This is a genomic window from Streptomyces sp. NPDC043726 (genome assembly GCF_056436565.1).
Map to the genome: position 1 here is coordinate 416,285 of NZ_JBWKCI010000002.1, position 13,919 is coordinate 430,203.

At 70.8% G+C, this 13,919-nt stretch carries 9 protein-coding genes and 1 pseudogene; 6 read left to right on the top strand and 4 right to left on the bottom strand.

The annotated features are described in order from the left end of the window. The first annotated feature begins 31 nt into the window (after positions 1-31). Positions 32-757: a hypothetical protein gene (locus AC068Z_RS06680; RefSeq protein ID WP_478552952.1), complete on the top strand. Its 726-nt coding sequence runs from the start codon at positions 32-34 to the stop codon at positions 755-757. Here the strand turns inward: AC068Z_RS06680 and AC068Z_RS06685 are convergent. Together AC068Z_RS06685 and AC068Z_RS06690 are read right to left on the bottom strand one after the other, a co-directional pair. Beyond that, a complete protein-coding gene (locus AC068Z_RS06685; protein WP_478552953.1) occupies positions 707-2,530 on the bottom strand; it encodes an exo-alpha-sialidase in 1,824 nt (607 codons plus the stop codon). The two genes, AC068Z_RS06680 and AC068Z_RS06685, sit on opposite strands and share 51 nt — an antisense overlap. 244 nt (positions 2,531-2,774) lie before the next feature. Then, positions 2,775-3,230: pseudogene (locus tag AC068Z_RS06690) on the bottom strand (pyridoxal-phosphate dependent enzyme); the annotation flags it as partial. A gap of 374 nt (positions 3,231-3,604) precedes the next feature. On the opposite strand from AC068Z_RS06690, the gene AC068Z_RS06695 reads away from it, so the two are divergent. The 4 genes from AC068Z_RS06695 (at position 3,605) to AC068Z_RS06710 (ending at position 8,669) form a co-directional block, all read left to right on the top strand. Next, positions 3,605-5,755, top strand: a complete 2,151-nt coding sequence (locus AC068Z_RS06695; RefSeq protein ID WP_478552955.1) for a SpoIIE family protein phosphatase — start codon at positions 3,605-3,607, stop codon at positions 5,753-5,755. Positions 5,756-5,796: 41 nt separating this feature from the next. Further along, positions 5,797-6,216 carry a hypothetical protein gene (locus AC068Z_RS06700; RefSeq protein ID WP_478552957.1) on the top strand — a complete coding sequence of 140 codons (420 nt, stop codon included), beginning with the start codon at positions 5,797-5,799 and terminating at the stop codon, positions 6,214-6,216. Positions 6,217-6,296: 80 nt separating this feature from the next. Then, the gene (locus AC068Z_RS06705; RefSeq protein WP_478552959.1) at positions 6,297-6,857 is read left to right on the top strand and encodes a PadR family transcriptional regulator; all 561 of its coding nucleotides are present in this window, start codon (positions 6,297-6,299) and stop codon (positions 6,855-6,857) included. Between the two features lie 87 nt (positions 6,858-6,944). Further along, positions 6,945-8,669 (top strand): acyl-CoA dehydrogenase family protein, encoded by a 1,725-nt coding sequence (locus tag AC068Z_RS06710; protein WP_478552961.1) that lies wholly within the window; start codon positions 6,945-6,947, stop codon positions 8,667-8,669. 779 nt (positions 8,670-9,448) lie between these two features. On the opposite strand, the gene AC068Z_RS06715 is transcribed toward AC068Z_RS06710, so the two are convergent. Both AC068Z_RS06715 and AC068Z_RS06720 read right to left on the bottom strand, forming a co-directional pair. Continuing rightward, positions 9,449-10,126, bottom strand: a complete 678-nt coding sequence (locus AC068Z_RS06715) for a response regulator (RefSeq protein ID WP_478552962.1) — start codon at positions 10,124-10,126, stop codon at positions 9,449-9,451. Beyond that, positions 10,123-11,340 (bottom strand): sensor histidine kinase, encoded by a 1,218-nt coding sequence (locus tag AC068Z_RS06720; RefSeq protein ID WP_478552963.1) that lies wholly within the window; start codon positions 11,338-11,340, stop codon positions 10,123-10,125. Before AC068Z_RS06720 ends, AC068Z_RS06715 begins: the two co-directional genes overlap by 4 nt. 290 nt (positions 11,341-11,630) lie before the next feature. Here AC068Z_RS06720 and AC068Z_RS06725 point away from each other — a divergent pair, with 290 nt between their 5' ends. Beyond that, positions 11,631-13,790 carry an MMPL family transporter gene (locus tag AC068Z_RS06725; protein ID WP_478552964.1) on the top strand — a complete coding sequence of 720 codons (2,160 nt, stop codon included), beginning with the start codon at positions 11,631-11,633 and terminating at the stop codon, positions 13,788-13,790. Positions 13,791-13,919: the final 129 nt, after the last annotated feature.

Consider the following 13,919-nt stretch of genomic DNA (forward strand, 5'->3'; position numbering starts at 1 on the left):
GGAGCCCATGGCTGAACCATCAGGGGCTGACGTGTCCTCGCTGGGTTTCGACTCTGCTTGGTGTGCCACCGACCTGGGTGAGTACCGGCCCTGCCGCTCCACGTACGAGTACTACTCCTATGAAAGCCTGCCGCCGCTCGACTCCACCGAGTTCACGGGCGCCTTCCAATGGCTCGGTGGTACCGGTGAACCTGTTCCCGAACGGGTCGCGGTGCTCGATCGCCTGGCCGAGAGCCTCGCGGCCAAGGGCTTGACGCTGCCTCGGGACTTCGTCATCTTCCACGCCGACTCGAAGCTGCACCGCTCGCTGGACGAGGTCTCCGTGACCTGCTGCTGGACCGACATCTCGGAGCCCTTGCCCAGTCCGGTCGAGCCTGGTGCCTTCCTCGTGCGCTTCCTGCGGGACCAGCAGGACTGCGTCATCTGGTACCTCTACCTCCGTCCTTCGGGTGAGGTGTCCGTGGTGCACTCCTGTCTCGACTACGCATACGAGTACGAGGCACGGCACGAGGGCGAGGAGACGGGGGCCGATCTCGACGATGCGGAGGAGCAAAGGGCCGCGATCCTTTGGTGCGCACCGTCGTTCGAGGAGTTCGCCTGTCGGTTCTGGACCGAGAACCGTCTCTGGCATGCCCTCCATGGCAAGGAACTCTCCGCACTCGAGCCCCAGGCGCGTGACTACTTGCGCCACTACGCACCAGGGATGTCAGCGGCCGGCAGCCACCTGGTCCAGGGGCAGCCACAGGACGGTGCCTGAGGTCGGGCCGGTGTTCGTCCTGCGTACGCGGGTGAGTTCGTCGGCGGTCAGGGCCCGGTTCCAGACGCGGACCTCGTCGATGCTGCCGGAGAAGAAGGCCCGGCCGTCCATCCGCTGACCGATGTGGACGCCGAACGGCGAGGTGTCGCTGACGGATCCGGGCACGTCCGCCCAACTGATCGGTTGGCCGTCGACGAACAGGGTGAGCTGTCCGCCACCGCGGCGCAGCGCGACGTGGTGCCATTGCCCGTCGTTGTAGGCGGTGGTGGTGCTGATGGACGTCGACCAGCGGGACATCGGGCCGCTGCGCACCGTCATCAGGCCGCGCAGCCGGTTGTTCGCCGGTTCGCCGCGCAGCCAGAACTGGGGCTGCGTGGCACCGATGCCGCCCACCCACAGCAAGGGCTGCTCGCCCGTGGTCCTGGTGTAACGGAACCACAGAGAGGCCGTGAAGTCCTGCGTGCCGAGGGGGAGTTGGGTGCGGTAGGGCAGGCGCACGGCGTCGTTGGCGCCGTCGAAGACAAGGGCTCCGCCGAAGACGCCGTCCGTGGTGGAGGCGCCGCCGAGGACGCTCGCCGGCTGGGCGGACGCGGCGCCGTCGGGAGTGGTGGGGTCGGGGCCGCGGCGCGCTGTGAGCCGCTCGTCGTTGAGGCGGGCGAAGCGGATCTCGTCCCGGGCGTCGACGGTGCCGGCCTCGTACATCAGCCCCACCACGCTGCCACCGATGTGCACAAGGTCGGAGTAGCCCGCCCAGTCCCGGCTCACCACGGTGCCGCGGTCCACGCTCTCCCAGGTGGCGCCGCCGTCGTAGGAGGAGCGGATCATCATGGTCCGGCGGCGGTCCGGATCGCCGGGGCAGGACAGCAGGATGCGGTTGCCCAGCACCAGCGTCGAGCCCTGGACCTGCGGGGTGTACAGGTCCGGGAGGCTTTGGAACCGGCCGGTGAAGCTGTCGCCGCCGTCCTGGCTGACGGCCTGGGTGCGGTGGCCGAGGTCGGTGCCGTCCTGCTCGCGGCCGCTGACCAGAATGGCGCCGTCGGTGCGTTCGGTGAGGGTGAGTTCGGACGGCTTCTGGCGGAAGGTGCCGTCGGCGGCGACGGGCCAGGAGTCGGTGGCGCCTCGCCGCCAGGTGTCGCCGCCGTCGTCGCTGACCATGAGGGCCGCGTGATTGGCCGTGACCCGGCTGCCGTTCCATGTCTCGGCGTTGACGGTGAAGACCAGCCGTCCGGCGTGGCTGCCGCGGCTGAGCTGGATGCCGTGGACGGGGCCGGTGGCGTACCAGGAGTTCCAGTGCGGGGGCATGATCTGCGCGCTCAGGTCGCGCGGCTCTGACCAGGTGCGGCCGTCGTCGTCGCTGTACTGCAGATGAGGCTTGCGGTCGCAGGGGGCGTCGCAGCTGTCGCCGGTCGTGGACGGCGGGTTGTGGGCCTGGGGGAGGAGGATGCGACCGGTCCTGCGGTCGACGATCGGAGCCGGGTTGCCGTGCGTGTCACCGCGGCCCTCGCTGACGACCTGGAGCGGTCCCCAGGTGCGGCCGCCGTCGGTCGAGCGCTTCAGCACGATGTCGATGTCGCCCGCGTCACCGCAGGTGTCGACGCGGCCCTCGGCGAACGCGAGCAGCGTGCCCTGGGTCGTCCGCACGATCGCCGGGATCCGGAAACACGCGTAGCCCGGATCCTCGGGCGCTCTGAAGATAACCTGCTGTTCGAACAGCGGCGCCGCCTCGACGGGTTGGGCTTGTGCCGGGCCCGGGAGGATGGCCGCGGTCGCCATGACGCCTACGGTGAGGTTGGTTCTCAGACGTGCGCGTGGCTTCAACGCCATGGACGGCCCTTCATCTTGTGAGTTCACCTGGACATCTCACGTCCAATATATGGTGATTTATGGCAAGTTAGCGGTAATGACACAGTGGCGGAATCGCATGCCGAGAGTTGTCCGACCAGGTGTCAGATTCACCTGGTCACGACGCGTGGAAGGGAGCCGCCGTCCCGTCGGCGATGGTGTGGGCAGAGTCGGTGCCGGTGGCGAGGGCTCCGCCGCCGAGGGCGATCAGGACGGCGTCGAACGGCGGGGTGGTGTCCGCCAGTTCCAGCCGGACGCCCAGTGCGCGGATGCGGTCGAGTTCGGCCGCCGTGGCATGGCGGGAGGCCATGACGGTCACGTCGAGTCCTCGGTGCCGTGCGGACCAGGCGAGGGCTTGGCCGAGGTTGCCCGCGCTGGCGCACACCACTGCCCGGGGGCCTCGCTCGGCGAGCAGGCTCGCCACGACCTCGGTGCCGCTGGCCTTGAAACCTCGGACCGGGTTCGCCGTCTCGAGCTTGACGCTGACCGCGCACCCGAGGTCCGGTTCCAGGGCCTCGCACCGGCACAGCGGAGTGCCGCGAGACAGCGGATCGATCACCTGGCGTGCCGCCCGGATCCGGGCAAGGTCGAGGCGCGCACTCAGCACGCCACAGCAACCTAGCGCCGCCATCGCCATCGCCATCGTCATCGCCGACGCCGTCGTCGAGAGTGCGGCGTGGGCACCGGGCTGACGCCGGCCATAGCCACGCGGCTGCGGCTGCCCCGGCTCGGCGGAACAGCTTCAGCGCGCCGGCGGGCGGGGCGAGCTTCCCCGTAACGCTGCCGCGAACACCGGAGTGACCGTGCCCGCCGCCATGGCAGGGCTGCCTCCTGCCCGATCGCCCGTGCCCCGACAGGCCCGCCGCAAGCCCGACCGGGATCAGTCGGTCCGCGGGCCAGGGCGGCACCATGTGCCGACCGTTCCTCAGGGGCGTAGCGTCCAGATATGGCCGGGCCCGGGTATGCGTGGCATTCCCGGACCGTGGCCCGACGGGAGTGAAGGGCATGACCGGTACGGCTGACGCGGCCCCGGACGCCGACGCGCTGGACGCCGTGTTCGCGCAGACAGTGCGCTCGACCGGTGCGTCCATCGCCGCTCTGTACCTGCTCGCACCGGACGGACAGCTGCTGTGCCTGGACGTGCTGTGCGGGGCGCCGCTGGAGTTCGCCGCACCGTGGTCGAGGGTTCCGCTCGCCGCTCCGGCGCCCGTCGCCGACGCCGTCCGCGAGAACCGCATGGTGTGGGTGAGTGGCCAGGAGGAGATGGCCCGCACCTACCCGCGCACCGCGATCGTGCTGCCCTACCCGCTGGCCCTGGCCGCCGCGCCGGTCGCCGGAGTGCGCCCGTGGGGCTCCCTGCTGCTGATGTGGCCGGCCACGCGACCGCCGTACATGACGCAACGGGAGCGGGGCAACATCACCGCCGGTTGCCGGCGACTGGCACGGCTGCTGGAGGAGGTCGCCGAGCGGGGCGGTACGCCGGGCCCCCGGAAACAGCCGCGCGTCGTCACCACCGGTGCCGCCGACCGTTCCGTGAACCAGGCCACGGCCGCCGTCGACTTCGTCGAGCGTCTGCCCGGCGGCAGCTGCGCCGTGGACCTGGACGGGCGGTTCACGTACGTCAGCTCCGGTGCCTGCGAACTGCTGGGCTGCGACGCGGGGCGGCTGCTCGGCACCCGCCCCTGGGAGTCCCTGCGCTGGCTCGACGACCCTTCCGTCGAGGACAGCTACCGAGCCGCGGTGATCAGCCGCGAGCCCGTGTCGTTCACCGCGTGCCGCCCGCCCGACCACTGGCTGGAATTCCACCTGTATCCGGACGCCAGCGGGATCAGCGCCCGGGTCATCCCCAGAGGTGGTCATCCGCCGCCCCAACCGGCGCCGCGCAGGTCCGCGCGCACCGCGACGCCCGCCCGCGCCGGTCAGCTGTACCAGCTGACACACCTGGCCGCCGCGCTGACCGAGGTCGTCGGGGTCCAGGACGTCGTGGATCTGGTCGCCGACCAGATCATGCCCGCGTTCGGGGCCCGGGGCCTGGTGCTGTCCACCGCGAGCGCCGGCCGGCTGCACATCACCGGTCACCGCGGATACTCCGCCGACACCATCGGGCGACTGGACGGCCTCGCCCTCGACACCTCCTTCACGCCGGCGGGCCAGGTCCTCGCCAGCGGCGTCCCCGCCTTCTTCGCGGACGTGGAGGAAATGCGCCGCAACTACCCCGAGGCGCCGCTGATCAGCGGAAAACAGGCCTGGGCTTTCCTGCCCCTGATCATCTCCGGCAGGCCCGTCGGCGTGTGCATCCTGTCCTACGACGGACCGCACGAGTTCTCGGCCGAGGAACGCGCCGTCATGACCTCGCTCGCCGGACTCATCGCCCAGGCCTTCGACCGCGCCCGCCTGTACGACACCAAGCACGACCTCGCCCACAGCCTCCAGCAGGCCCTGCTCCCGCGCAGCCTGCCGGACATCACCGGGCTGCGGGTCGCCGCCCGCTACCTTCCCGCCACCCGTGGCCTGGAGATCGGCGGGGACTTCTACGATGTGCTCCGCCTCGGTGACACCGCGGCGGGCGCCGTCATCGGCGACGTCCAGGGCCATAACGCCGCCGCGGCGGCACTGATGGGCCAGGTGCGCACCGCCGTCCACGCCCACGCGACCCTCGGTACCCCTCCTGACCAGGTCCTGCACCGCACCAACCGGCTGCTCACCGACCTTGCCCCGGATCTGTTCACCAGCTGCCTCTACGCCCGTCTCGACTTCGCGCGCGGGCAGGCGACCCTCGCCAGTGCCGGCCACCCGCCGCCCCTGCTGCGCCTTCCCGACGGCGACAGCCGACCCGTCCCCCTGGAGCCCGGACCGCTCCTGGGCATCGACCCGGACGCCGAGTTCCCCGTGACGGAGGTTCCCCTGCCCGAGGGAGCGCTGCTCGCCCTCTACACCGACGGCCTCGTCGAAACACCCGGCACCGACATCGAGGACGCCATCACCCGGCTCGCCCGCCACCTCGCCGCCACCGACGACCGCGCACTGGACGCCCTCATCGACACCCTGCTCACCAAGGCCGACACCAGCGGTCAGCGCACCGACGACATAGCTCTCCTCGTGCTGCTCCACGACACACACAGCAGCGCTGCCGCGGACAATCTCAGCGACCGATGATCGAGCGGAGATCTCGGCCGTTTCACCGTCTGGGTGAAGGGGTGGCTCGTCGGCGCGGCGGTGGGGTCTTCCTGATGTACCTGCTGTGGCGCGTTCGGCATGAGGTGGAGGAGCGCCTGCCCACCGTCCTGCTCGTCTCCCTGCTGTTCCTGGTGGCCTGCCAGGCGGCGTCCGTCACGGCCGCGTGGGGCGATCAGTACATTGGGGCGGCGATCGGCGAGGAGCTGCAGAGCGCGGGCGTCAGCCTGTGGGGGCGCGACGCCATCGAGCGTGGCTGGTACGTGGGCTACGCGGCCCTGACAGCGGGCGCGGCGATCTTGGCGTTCGCCTTCTCCCGGCCCCCTCGGCGCCAGATGCGCTGGGTGTGGGGTCTGATGCCGTTAGCGGTGGGCGTTCCCCGGCTCCTGCTCGCGGGCCCGTACCTCTTAGCCGTCCCCGTGGCCCTTCGCCATCGGCAGTGATCCACGCGACCCGCACCGGGTGAGCCGTGTCTCACCATGCCGCCGTTGCTATGCAACGAGGTGCATAGGAGGATCGCCTCATGGCGCTCGAGCACGCGATCCTCGTTTCCCTGCTGGAGAAGCCGGGCTCCGGTTATGAGCTGGCCCGGCGGTTCGAGCGGTCCATCGGGTACTTCTGGACCGCCACCCACCAGCAGATCTACCGCGTGCTCAAGCGCATGGAGAGCGACGGCTGGGTCGATGTGAGGGACGTCCCGCAGTACGGGCGCCCCGACAAGAAGGAGTACTCCGTCGCCCCGCCCGGCCGGGACGCGCTCTCCGCGTGGCTCCACGAACCGACCGAGCCCGAGAGCGTCCGGCACGACCTCGCGGTGAAGGTCCGGGGCGCCGCCTTCGACGACCCGGCCGCCCTGATCAGCGAGGTCGAGCGGCACCGCCAGGCACATGCCGACCGGCTCGCCCACTACCTCGCCGGCGAGGCCCGCGACTTCGGCGACCCCCCGGCGGACGGCGGTCCGCTCGACGCCGAACGCGAACTCCAGCACGCGGTGCTGCGCGGCGGCATCGCGTACGAGCGGATGATGCTCGCCTGGCTCGACGACGTCCTCACCACACTCGCCGGCTTCGACGCCGGTCGCTGACGGGCCGAGCGGCCCCGCGTGCCCCGCACCCGGGCCCACCCGCGCCCCGACCCACCCTCACCCCCTACCAGCCGAAAGGCGGCACCCATGGCCGACGCGCTGCTCTTCAACCCGCGGACCTACGACCCCGCGCACTTCGACCCGGAGACCCGCAGGCTGCTGCGCGCCACCGTCGACTGGTTCGAGGAGCGGGGCAAGCGCCGGCTGATCGAGGACTACCGCACCCGCGCCTGGCTCGGCGACTTCCTCGCCTTCGCCGCCAAGGAAGGGCTCTTCGCGACCTTCCTCACCCCCGCCTCCGCCGCCGCGGACGGCGAGGCCGACAAGCGCTGGGACACCGCCCGCATAGCCGCCCTCAACGAGATCCTCGGCTTCTACGGCCTCGACTACTGGTACGCCTGGCAGGTCACCATCCTCGGCCTCGGCCCCGTCTGGCAGAGCGACAACCCCGACGCCCGCGCCCGCGCCGCCGAACTGCTCTCCCAGGGCGAGGTGTTCGCCTTCGGCCTGTCCGAGAAGACCCACGGCGCCGACATCTACTCCACCGACATGCTCCTGGAGCCCGACGGTGATGGCGGCTTCCGCGCCACCGGCTCCAAGTACTACATCGGCAACGGCAACGCGGCCGGCCTCGTCTCCGTCTTCGGCCGCCGCACGGACGTCGAAGGCCCCGACGGCTACGTCTTCTTCGCCGCCGACAGCCGCCACCCGAACTACCACCTCGTCAAGAACGTCGTCGACTCGTCGAAGTACGTCAGCGAGTTCCGCCTTGAGGACTACCCCGTGGCCCCGGCGGACGTCCTGCACACCGGCCGCGCCGCCTTCGACGCCGCCCTCAACACCGTCAACGTCGGCAAGTTCAACCTGTGCACCGCCTCGATCGGCATCTGCGAGCACGCGATGTACGAGGCCGTCACCCACGCGCAGAACCGCATCCTCTACGGCCGCCCCGTCACCGCCTTCCCGCACGTGCGGCGCGAGCTGACCGACGCCTACGTCCGGCTCGTCGGCATGAAGCTGTTCAGCGACCGCGCCGTCGACTACTTCCGCACCGCGGGCCCCGACGACCGCCGCTACCTCCTCTTCAACCCGATGACGAAGATGAAGGTGACCACCGAGGGCGAGAAGGTGATCGACCTGATGTGGGACGTCATCGCCGCCAAGGGCTTCGAGAAGGACAACTACTTCGCCCAGGCCGCCGTCGAGATCCGCGGCCTGCCGAAGCTGGAGGGCACCGTCCACGTCAACCTGGCGCTGATCCTCAAGTTCATGCGCAACCACCTCCTGGACCCGGCCGCCTACGAGCCCGTCCCGACCCGCCTCGACGCGGCCGACGACGACTTCCTCTTCCGCCAGGGTCCGGCCCGCGGCCTCGGCTCGGTGCGCTTCCACGACTGGCGGCCGGCCTTCGACGCCTACGCCCGCCTGTCCAACGTCGCCCGCTTCCGCGAACAGGCCGACGCGCTCTGCGAGTTCGTCCGCACGGCCGCCCCCGACGAGGAGCAGAGCCGGGACCTCGACCTGCTCCTCGCCGTCGGGCAGCTCTTCGCGCTCGTCGTCCACGGTCAGCTGGTCCTGGAACAGGCAGCCCTCACGGACCTCGACGAGGACGTCCTGGACGAACTCTTCGCCGTCCTCGTCCGGGACTTCTCCGCCCACGCCATCGAACTGCACGGAAAGGACTCCGCGACCGAGCAGCAGCAGTCCTGGGCACTCGGCGCGGTCCGCCGCCCGGTCGTCGATGCGGCACGATCGGAGCGCGTCTGGCAGCGCGTCGAGTCCCTGTCGGGGTCGTACGAGATGATGCCCTGAGCCATCGACTCACTTTCCCGGAGTACTGCGTCCGATGTGCCGTACTCCGGGAAGGGTTCTACTCGTAGGACGTGACCACCACGACCGAGACGAGTGCGCCGGTGGCGGAGCGGCCGAGCCACACCGGCCACGTGGCGTCGCCCCCGGTACGGAAGGTAGCCGTCGCCGAGGGATTCGCACGCGCCGCGATCCCGCGCCTTGTAGAAGCGCCTGACGTTGTAGAAACCGGTCCCCACCGTACTCACCCTCGCCGACGACCACGGCCGCCAGTTCACGGGGGCGGCTGTCATGCGGATCCGACACGGCCAAGCGCCCTGTCGGAATCCGCATCAGGGCGATGTGCCGAGGTTCGGCTGTCCGTGTCTCCTCCCAGGGCTCCATGGGGAAGGGATTGCCCGGCTGGAAGAGGGGCCGCCCCGACTCCGAACGCGGACCGGTGGTGCCAGCGCCGTTCCGCCGGCACATCGGCCAGGGTGTTGAACGAGCCGGTGCCCCCGGGGAGGATTTCCACTGTCAGCCGCAGGTCCACATCGTTGGTTCGTCGCCCGCATTCGTCGTAGGCCCACTGACCGGGAACTGGTGCAACACCACATAGGGGTCCCCGGCTGTGTCCCGTTCCACCGCTTGCGCTCGCGTCAACGGCCGGTACGCGCGACGGGCTTCGGCGTCCCAGCCCTCGGCGTGGGAAACCGTCACCGTGTCCATGCTCATGCCCCGCCCTCCGGCCCGATCCGTTGATCGTTTCGGTAGGGAGGGTAGCCCCGGACTCAAGGACCCCTTCAATGACCGACGTCGTGGTCGCCGGCTTCGACGAGGCCGCTCTCGTAGGCGAAGATCACGATCTGGATCCGGTCCCGCAGGCCGAGCTTGGCGAGAACGCTCGACACATGTGATTTGACGGTCGCGGCACCGATGAACAACTGCTCGGCGATCTCCGAGTTGCTCGCGCCCCGGGCCACGGCGACGACGACCTCGCGTTCGCGTTCGGTCAGTCGTGCCACGCGGCCCGAAGCGGCGGAGCTGACGACGCGGCGCTCGGCGAACTGGTCGATGAGCCGCCGAGTGATCGACGGGGCGAGCAGGGCGCCTCCCTCGGCCACAGTGCTCACCGCGACGGCGAGTTGTTCCGGCGGAATGTCCTTGAGGACGAAGGCGCTGGCTCCGGCGCGCAGGGCTTCGTAGACGTATTCGTCCGGGTCGAACGTGGTCAGGATCAGTACGCGCACCGGCCAGTCGGCCTCCCGCAGGATGACGGAGGTCGCTTCGAGGCCGTCCATCTCGGGCATGCGGATGTCCATGAGGACCACGTCCGGGCGCTCTCGGCGGGCCGCCTCGATCGCCTCGAGTCCGGTGCCCGCCTCGGCGACGACCTCGATGGCGTCGCTCATCCGGAGGATCATGGTGAAGCCGCGGCGGACCAGCGCCTGGTCGTCGGCGACGACGACGCGGATGGTCACGTGGCCTCGCCCTGGACGGGCAGATGGGCGGTGAGCCGGAACCCGCCGCCGGGGCGCGGCCCCGCGTCGAGGGTGCCGCCGAGCAGGAGGGCCCGCTCCCGCATCCCGACGATCCCGTGGCCGCCCGTGCCCGCGTGGCCGGCAGCGGAGACGGACTGGAGGGCTGCGCCCCCGCCGTCGTCGAGGACTTCGACGGTGATGCCGGGGCAGGTCCGGTCGTGCCGGAGGCGTACCTCGGTGTGCGTGTGCGGTCCGCTGTGCTTGAGCACGTTGGTCAGGGCCTCCTGGACGATGCGGTACACCGAGAGCTCGACGCGGGCCGGGAGGGGAGCGTGGAGGCCGTCGGTGAGCGAGACGTCGAGTCCGGCCTCGCGGACCTGCGTGATGAGCCGGGGCAGATCGGGCAGACCGGGCTGGGGGCCGAGCCCGTCCCGCTCGGTCTTCGGGCGCAGCACTCCCAACAGGTGCCGCAGCTCGTCCAGGGCCTGGCGTCCGGCCTCCTCGACCGCGGTCATCGCCTCCAGGGCACCCTGCGGATCCTCGGCGGCCACCATCCGGGCGGCACCGGCCTGCACGGTCATCATGCTCACCCGGTGAGCGACCACGTCGTGCAGTTCGCGGGCGATGTGGGTGCGCTCCTCGACGACGATGCGCTGTGCCTCGGCGGCCTGTTCCTGACTGCGCTGGACGGCGCGCTCGGCACGCAGCCGCAGGCGTCGCCCGAAGTACCAGGCCCCGCCCATGAACAGGTAGCAGAAGCCGATCTCCCCCCAGGGGAGGGACTGGAGCAGCCCGTCGATCGTGCTCGCGGCGACCGCCGCCACGATGCCGAGGGGGCCCCACCGCTTGTCGTCGGTATGCCGTCCGACGCTGTAGAGCGAGACGAGCACGAAGCCGCCGAGCATGGCGTAGCTGCTGCCCAGCGTGGGGGCCCAGGACGCGAGGGCCACGCCCATGACCGCGGTCGGTCTGCGCCGGCGCCAGTAGAGGGCCGCGCCGGCCGCCGAGAACAGCAGGAGGACCGGCGGGGGGAGGTCGGGGAGCGGGCGGAAGACCAGACTGTCTCCCGGACCTTCCTCCAGGAACGTCACGGCCAGGAACAGGACGAGGGCGAGGGTGGCGTCCGCGGCTCGCGGCCAACGGACGAAGGGGCCGTGGAACTTGGACGGCACGCTGCGGACCGGCGTCCCGGCAGGCTGTGCCGTGCGGTTCATCATCGCTCCATCACAGGGCTGTTGGTGCGCTGACCTCGATCAGCAGGGGCCACGCGTCGCCATCGTAAGTGCGGGCCGAAGACGTCGTCACCCGTCGGTGGGCGGATCCGCCTCTCCGTCTCCAGGGGGAGGTGCTACGTCGATTTCCCCGCCTCGGGCGGGAGCGCGGAACCCCTCCGGCGGCCGGGGACAGCGGCCGCCCCGGCGCCGACGATGGATGAGCTCACGACTCGTGCCGCCGACGCGCAACGGACCTCGGCGGCGGCCCTCTGACAGGAGCCCACGCAGCCATGAACCGAATCACCCGACGCATCGGCGGGGCGAGTGTCCGCCGGCCGTGGGCCACCATCGCCGCCTGGGGGGTCGCCCTGCTCCTGTTGCTGCCCGTCGCCGCGACGGCCGGCGGTTCGTTCGTCGACGACCTGGTCGCGCCCGGCAGCCAGAGCGAGGAGGCGATGGAGCTGCTCGAAGAGCGCTTCCCGGAGGCATCCAGGGGGAGCGCCATGGCCGTGTTCGCCGCACCGGAGGGGCAGCGACTCGAACGCCACCGCCCTGACATCGACTCGGCGGTCGCACAGATGGCCAAGGTGGAGCAGGTCGCCACGGTGACCGATCCCTTCCAGGCCGGCACGATTTCGTCCGACGGGCGGATCGGCTTCGCCGAGGTCACCTTCGACGTGCCCGTGATGGACGTCGTTCCCGCCCGGATCGAAGCGCTGACCGAAGCGGTCGAACCGTTGCGGCGCGACGGCGTCGTCGCCGAGCTCGGCGGCGACGCCGTCTTCATCAACGCCGAGACACCCACCTCCGGTGCGGAGGCGGCCGGTCTGCTGGCCGCGCTGATCATCCTGGTGGTGGTGTTCGGCACGCTCGTCGCCGCGCTGGTCCCGATCGTGCTCGCGCTGGTGGCCGTCGCCGCGGGCCTGGGCAGCATCAGCCTGCTGGCCAACGCCATGGAGATCTCCACCGCCGCCCCCACCATCGGCGCCATGATCGGCCTGGGCGTCGGTATCGACTACGCCTTGTTCATCGTGGCCCGCTACCGCGAGAACCACGAAGCGGGGCAGGACAACCCCACAGCCCTGTCGACCGCCATGGGATCCGCGGGCGCGGCCGTGCTCTTCGCCGGTGGCACCGTCATCGTGGCGATGGCCGCCCTCGCCCTGACCGGCCTGGGCTTCCTGACCTCGATCGGCCTGAGCGCCTCACTGGTCGTCCTGTTCGCCGTCGGGACCGCGCTCACCCTCCTGCCGGCCCTGCTGTCCTTGCTGGGGGACCGTATTCACAAGCGGCGACGCCTCGGCCGTAAGCGCGCCGCGAGGGCCGAGGACACCGCATGGTGGCGTTTCGCCCACCGCGTGTCCGGCAGGCCCTGGCCGTACCTGATCGTCGCCTCGGCAGCGCTCCTGGCACTGGCGGCGCCCGCGCTGCGGATGGAGACGGGCTTTCCCGACGCGGGCAACGACGCGACCACCACCACCCATCGCCGCGCCTACGACCTGCTGACCGAGGGATTCGGTCCAGGCGTCAACTCCCCACTCCTGGTCGTCGCCGACCTGCGCACCCCCGGCGCGGACGCCGAGGACATCCCCGCGCTGGCGAAGCGCATCGCCGCCGACCCCGGTATCGCGAGCGTCGGCGAGCCCCGGACGTCCACGGGAGGCGACACCGTGGTGCTGCCGACCCTCCCCACCACCGCACCCGCGGACGCCGAGACCTCCGCGACGCTGGAGCGCGTCCGCGACCTCGTCCCGGACAACGTCGCCGTGTCCGGCACGACCGCCATGACCGACGACCTCACCCGGCAACTCACCGACACCCTGCCGGTGTTCGTCGGCGCGATCCTGTTGTCGTCGTTCCTGCTGCTGATGCTGGTGTTCCGCTCCGTCGTGATACCGCTGAAGGCCGCCGTGGTGAACCTGCTGTCCATCGGCGGCGCGTACGGCGTCGTGGTCGCGGTGTTCCAGTGGGGCTGGCTCGGAGCCCTGTTCAACCTCGACGGCACCTTCCTGGTCGCCTCACCCCTGCCGACGATCTTCTTCGCGGTCCTGTTCGGACTCTCCATGGACTACGAGGTGTTCCTGCTGTCGCTGGTGCGCGAGGAGTACGACGCCACGGGAGACAACACCGAGTCGGTGGCGCGGGGGATCGCGGCCACGGGCCGTGTGATCACCTCCGCCGCGCTCATCATGACGGTGGTGTTCCTCAGCTTCGTCGCCAACCCCTCACCCCTGGTCAAGATGATGGGCCTCGGGCTGGCGACGGCGATCGTGCTCGACGCGACGATCGTCCGGATGGTGCTCGTCCCGGCGGTCATGGCGATCATGGCCAACGCCACCTGGTGGCTGCCCGGCTGGCTCGACCGCCGGCTGCCCCGCGTCAGCGTGGAGACCCCCGGCGCCCCGCCCAACCCCGAGCCGGTACTCGCCCCCACCTCCGGTCGCGGTTGACTGGTCACGTGGTGACGCCAACGCCAGAACTGAAATTCGTGAATTCGGTGGCGAAGATGGTGTGGGGCAGCCGATCCGGGGTACGCGCGAAACTGCCGGTCCGTGGGCCGGCAGTCCGGGAGTGCCGAA

Excerpts from the sequence above, each read along its gene's own strand:
- AC068Z_RS06705 (WP_478552959.1), top strand. The coding sequence starts at position 6,297 with ATGGCGCTCGAGCACGCGATCCTCGTTTCCCTGCTGGAGAAGCCGGGC.
- AC068Z_RS06695 (WP_478552955.1), top strand. The coding sequence starts at position 3,605 with ATGACCGGTACGGCTGACGCGGCCCCGGACGCCGACGCGCTGGACGCC.
- AC068Z_RS06710 (WP_478552961.1), top strand. The coding sequence starts at position 6,945 with ATGGCCGACGCGCTGCTCTTCAACCCGCGGACCTACGACCCCGCGCAC.
- AC068Z_RS06685 (WP_478552953.1), bottom strand. The coding sequence starts at position 2,530 with ATGGCGACCGCGGCCATCCTCCCGGGCCCGGCACAAGCCCAACCCGTC.
- AC068Z_RS06725 (WP_478552964.1), top strand. The coding sequence starts at position 11,631 with ATGAACCGAATCACCCGACGCATCGGCGGGGCGAGTGTCCGCCGGCCG.
- AC068Z_RS06720 (WP_478552963.1), bottom strand. The coding sequence starts at position 11,340 with ATGAACCGCACGGCACAGCCTGCCGGGACGCCGGTCCGCAGCGTGCCG.